Origin of the sequence: Nitratifractor sp. (genome assembly GCF_015487065.1) — a bacterium.
GTDB lineage: Bacteria > Campylobacterota > Campylobacteria > Campylobacterales > Sulfurovaceae > Nitratifractor.
Window position 1 is genome coordinate 1 of the sequence record NZ_WFQN01000044.1, and the last position, 4,493, is coordinate 4,493.

The following is a 4,493-nucleotide window of genomic DNA, read 5'->3' on the forward strand; positions in this document are numbered from 1 at the left end:
ATCCAAAAGTTGGTTTGGACGGGGTTGTAACCCGAATCAGGACAAAGAACAAACCACGTAAGCAAGACACCGGCACCTTTCGCCAAAGATAAGACTATCGGACACACTGCAGCGTATGAACAGTTCGGACACTCTTACGGCATTCCGGCCGGCAGATAGGGAATGGGCGGCATCGCTTTGGCGGAGTGACGAGCCCATTCGTCGATCTGGGGGACCAGACCGCCGTGTCCGTAAGCAACCAGATGCGGTGTCCCCGAAGGATCTCCTACCAAACCGAAAGGAACCTCGGTACTGACAATAATGCTGCCACCGGTTGTATGATCGATAATCTTCGCTCCGTTGATAATTTGCCTCCCATCGAGGCGATAACCGGTCACGGGGAGCACTTCGGTTTCATGGGAGCAATCGAGCGTTTTGTCGATCGAAGCCGGCGTCAGAATGACGCTCAACGGCTGCATCCGTGCCAGTGCCATCTGCAGAATCGGCCCGTCGATCCGCATCACGCCGCCGCCCGGTCCGCCCCGGACATAGAGCAGGCGCGGATCGAGGGTGCGCATCGTCACGGGACCTATCGGGGTCTGGAAATGCTTGTCGACGATGGCGTACCAGACCTGTGCCACCGGCATCTTCGAGCCGCTGAATTCGATCCCGTACAGCTCACCGTCGGGCGTCTGCCCTTTGCCCAGATACAACGCGACGGTCCCGTCGTTGTAGCGGGCCCAGGCCCCTACGGGGAGCCGCTCGAAACTTTGGGTAACGATCCGGTTTTGCAGATCGAGAAGTTTTTTGGCCTCCTCTTTGCACCGTGCCTGCGACCACCCTGCCGAGAGAGAAGCGATCAAGACGAAGAACAACAGAACGATACGTTTCATTTTTTCTCCTTTTATTTCAAGAATTCGATATGAGGGCAGCCGTTGCTATCAAAATCCAGTCTCGCACTCATGGAGAGGGCATGCCAGCCGGGCTTGGCGATCTCTTGAACCCGTCGCGGCGAGGGGGGGCGGATCGTGATGGCGGATTCGCAACCGCGGGGCACATAAAAGACCTCCTTGTACACTGCCGCCAATCGCCCGATCGTCTCGATATCGGCTTTCGTCAAGCCCCGCAGATAGCCCTCTTTTTGCAACATACGAAGCAGTTTCGCCATTTTGCCGCCGATGTTTTTAGGGGGCGGAAGCATGCGATGATGTTCAAAATAGACCTCGAATTCGCTGCGCCCCTCTCCGAAATCTTCGGGAAAATGGGCGCCGGGAAGCACCTTTTCAGTAAGGCATTGATGCGATGCAGACTTGCTTTTGCCGCTTTGAGATTTTTAAACCCACCCGGCATTCCGATTGCGGCCTCCAAATCCATTCGATAGGGCTCTTTCCACCATAAGTCCCATTTGAGAAAATCGGGGTCATCACATGTAAACGGCATCTTGACGCTTGAGTGGGAACCCGTATTCCCTATACCTTCACAGCAATCTTCCTGGCAGTGCATTTTGGATACAAACTTTCGATCAAGGCGCTGATACAATTTTTCGTCGGCTTGATTGCGATGATGATTCAAACAGTCGTCGAATCGTTCCCAGCTTTGGATGCACCGTTTATTGTAAAACCAGGGTCGCAAATCGATAGAGGTGCCAATTTTTGTGAGCACTTTTTTGAGTGGGAAACGAAGCGTAATTCCATTCACGTTTCCTTCCCACTGCCAAATCCGCTCTGCTCCCAGCTTTTTGGCAACTCTATCAAACCATGCTTTAGGAACCTTTTTGAGCACCACGCCTTTTTTGTTCAGGGCTACCGATGCCATGGGGGTGAGCGGCATCCAGGCAAAAAGAGTACCACCGATAACCGCCGTCACCCAAAAGACAATGGATAGCCGTCTCATTTGATGAGCCGGATCTCCACGCGGCGGTTTTTGGCCCGGCCTTCCTCCGTGGAGTTGTCGGCGATGGGATCGGCCTTTCCCCGCCCCACGATCTTGAACAGCCGGGAAGGGACCTTGCCGCAATCTATCAGATAGTCGGCCACCGACTGGGCCCTTTGCAGGGAGAGTTTGAGGTTATACGCGTCGGTACCGATATTGTCGGTGTAGCCGGTGACCACGATCTTTTTGGCCGGATGGGTGCGGATGTAGCGGGCCACCGCGTCCAGGGCCTTCCTTGCTTCGGGTTTGAGGGTGAATTTGTTGAAATCGAAAAGCACCCTCTCCGGTACCGTCAGCTTGGACCCTTCGGCGGTCTTCTCTACTCGGATCCCCAGCTGCTCGGGGGTCGGTTTGGCCTCCTGCTTCGTGTATTTGGACACCTTGATGTCGGAAATCAGCACATCGTAGGGTTTGGCTTCGAAGTCGTTACGGAAAAAGGAAAATCCGCTGACGTTTTCATCCTCTTTCAACGGCCAGGGGGCCGCAGTGAGGCGCTTGCCGTTGAGATAGAGGCGATATTGGCCCCGTCGCACCTGGATGGCAAAGTGTAAAGGTTTTTTCCTGCACCCCTTGCGGACCGCCACCCTTCCGATCCCACCGACATTGATTTCACAATACTTCATCTGAACATCGAGTGTCCTGCCGGCCACTTCTTTGTCCCATCCTTTCGTCTGGGGATCTTTTTTGAACAAATTCAGTTTGAAATGGTCACCACTGGCATAGATGATCACCGTAAACTCGATGGAGAAATCCTCTCTGCCCAGATCGATCTTTTTGAACAGTTCGAACTCCGCGGGGGTCGACGCGGAGACCCAGATATGATCGTTGTACTTCACACATTCCGGTGTACCGCGGAAGCGATCGAACCCTTCCGGGATCTCCCCCACCGGACAGTCGCGAAAATCACTCGCCCAGAGGACTTTGTCCCCCGGCTGGTAGCCCCGGGAGGCGCCGGTGACCAGACCGCCCGCTGACAAAGAAAACAGAAGTGCCAGCATCGAAACGAGAAGCCGTTTGATCGCTTTCATCGCCTTGACCTCCTCTTGTTCTATTATTCTTTGATGATATATCTATTATAACAAATGCGGTTTTCCGTCTGACGTTGTACTGCAGTCATCCTTCCATTACGACAAGGGATCGGGAAATGATTTTGAGGTATGATTAGCTGAACAAAACAGATGTGACAATCAATGAAGGAATAGATGATGAACACGACAATCAGGATTATGGGTCTTTCGCTCATCGCCGGTGTGAGTCTCCTCTTCGCCCGGCCGATCAGCGCGCCCCTCTCGGTCTTCGAATCGACCAAACTGCCCCACCGCACCCTCAAAGAGGGCCCCAGTATTCTGGGAACACTCCCCTTCTTCAATGAATCCAACGCCACCCCCGAAGAGAAAAAGCAGTACAAAAAGATGGTCGAAGAGGTCAAACAGCGGGAGAAAGAGAATGAGAAATATCGCCGCAGCAAGGCGATGCAGGTCTTCGAATCGACAAAGATCCACCGCGATCCCAAGGCCGGCCCCAGTCCGGTACGCAAAATGTTCTCGGAAGTCTTCTCTGCCGTCGGTCTGGGATCGGAAAACTCCGATACCTCAGAGAAGAAAAAGACTGAAGAGAAAAAGTAGGGAGTATCAGACTCCTTTTGTGACTATCCGCCCGTCATAAACATCCTGGAGCGGGCTATTCTCCTTCTCTTTTCCGATAATAAGCCACGACCGCCAGCCCCACCCCCACGCAAAGCGCGATAAAGACGATGGTGCCGATGATGACTCCGGGGGTGACGGGCTGACTCAGGTCAGGCATTCAGAACCTCGGCGCAGCGTTCGCACAGCGCCCCTTCTTCGGGGGCTGTGTAGCGCCAGCAGCGGGGGCATTTGTGGGCGGTGGCGCGGTGGATGGTGAAGCGCAGGTCGTCGACGCTGAAGCTGCCCAGCTCTTCGCCTTCGCTTTCACTCTTCAGAGCGCTGACGACGAACCAATCCTCCAGATCCTTGGGATCGCTCATCGGCAGCATCTCCACCGGACCGGCGATCTCCAGTTCCAGGGTGGATTTGATGAGTTTCTCTTTTTTGAGCCGGTCCACCTCTTCGGAGAAGGCTTCGCGGGCGGCACCCAACAGAGCGTCGTCGAAGGGCATCGCCACTTCGGGCAGGGGCTCGTAGAGCATCTCGAAGACATCGCCCCACTCTCCTTTGACAACGGCGGGGGCGTAGTCGAGCACCTCGTCAGCGGTATAGGTGAGCGTGGGGGCCACCAGGGCCAGCATGCTGCGGGCGATCATCGCCATGGCCGTCTGGGCACCCCGGCGGGTGGGGGCGTCGGGAGCGTCGCAGTAGAGACGGTCTTTGCAGATATCCATGTAAATGCCGCTGAGCTCGTTGGTGAGGAAGTGGTTGAGCCGCGCGAAACCGCGGGCGAACTCGTAGGCGTCGAAGGAATCTTTCACCGAAGCGAAGACCTCTCCCGCCTCAGCCAGGATCCAGCGGTCCAGCTCGCCCAGCTCCTCCAGAGGCCGCAGAGCCTCCAGGTCGTTGACGTTGGCCAGGAGGAAGCGGAAAGTGTTGCGGATCTTGCGGTACTGC

The 4,493-nt window shown here is 55.4% G+C and carries 7 protein-coding genes; 1 reads left to right on the forward strand and 6 read right to left on the reverse strand.

Features of this window, described 5'->3' with window-relative positions:
* Positions 1-134 precede the first annotated feature (134 nt).
* Genes F8I07_RS02260 through F8I07_RS02275 form a run of 4 tightly spaced genes read right to left on the reverse strand, consistent with a single transcriptional unit; the run spans position 135 to position 2,939 of the window.
* Positions 135-872 carry a hypothetical protein gene (locus F8I07_RS02260; protein ID WP_292655187.1) on the reverse strand — a complete coding sequence of 246 codons (738 nt, stop codon included), beginning with the start codon at positions 870-872 and terminating at the stop codon, positions 135-137.
* 11 nt (positions 873-883) lie between these two features.
* Positions 884-1,147: a hypothetical protein gene (locus F8I07_RS02265; protein ID WP_292655189.1), complete on the reverse strand. Its 264-nt coding sequence runs from the start codon at positions 1,145-1,147 to the stop codon at positions 884-886.
* A complete protein-coding gene (locus tag F8I07_RS02270; RefSeq protein WP_292655192.1) occupies positions 1,096-1,872 on the reverse strand; it encodes a hypothetical protein in 777 nt (258 codons plus the stop codon). The genes F8I07_RS02265 and F8I07_RS02270 overlap by 52 nt, the downstream gene beginning before the upstream one ends.
* Entirely contained in the window at positions 1,869-2,939 is a 1,071-nt protein-coding gene (locus F8I07_RS02275) for an OmpA family protein (RefSeq protein ID WP_292655195.1), read from the reverse strand. Before F8I07_RS02275 ends, F8I07_RS02270 begins: the two co-directional genes overlap by 4 nt.
* A 177-nt stretch (positions 2,940-3,116) precedes the next feature.
* Here F8I07_RS02275 and F8I07_RS02280 point away from each other — a divergent pair, with 177 nt between their 5' ends.
* A complete protein-coding gene (locus F8I07_RS02280; RefSeq protein WP_292655198.1) occupies positions 3,117-3,536 on the forward strand; it encodes a hypothetical protein in 420 nt (139 codons plus the stop codon).
* Between the two features lie 55 nt (positions 3,537-3,591).
* Here F8I07_RS02280 and F8I07_RS02285 read toward each other — a convergent pair whose 3' ends face one another.
* On the reverse strand, positions 3,592-3,714 hold the full coding sequence (locus F8I07_RS02285; RefSeq protein ID WP_292655201.1) for a hypothetical protein: 123 nt from the start codon (positions 3,712-3,714) through the stop codon (positions 3,592-3,594).
* Positions 3,707-4,493 (reverse strand): class I tRNA ligase family protein (locus F8I07_RS02290; RefSeq protein WP_292655203.1); only part of this gene is annotated, 787 nt, incomplete at its 5' end. The genes F8I07_RS02290 and F8I07_RS02285, both read right to left, overlap by 8 nt.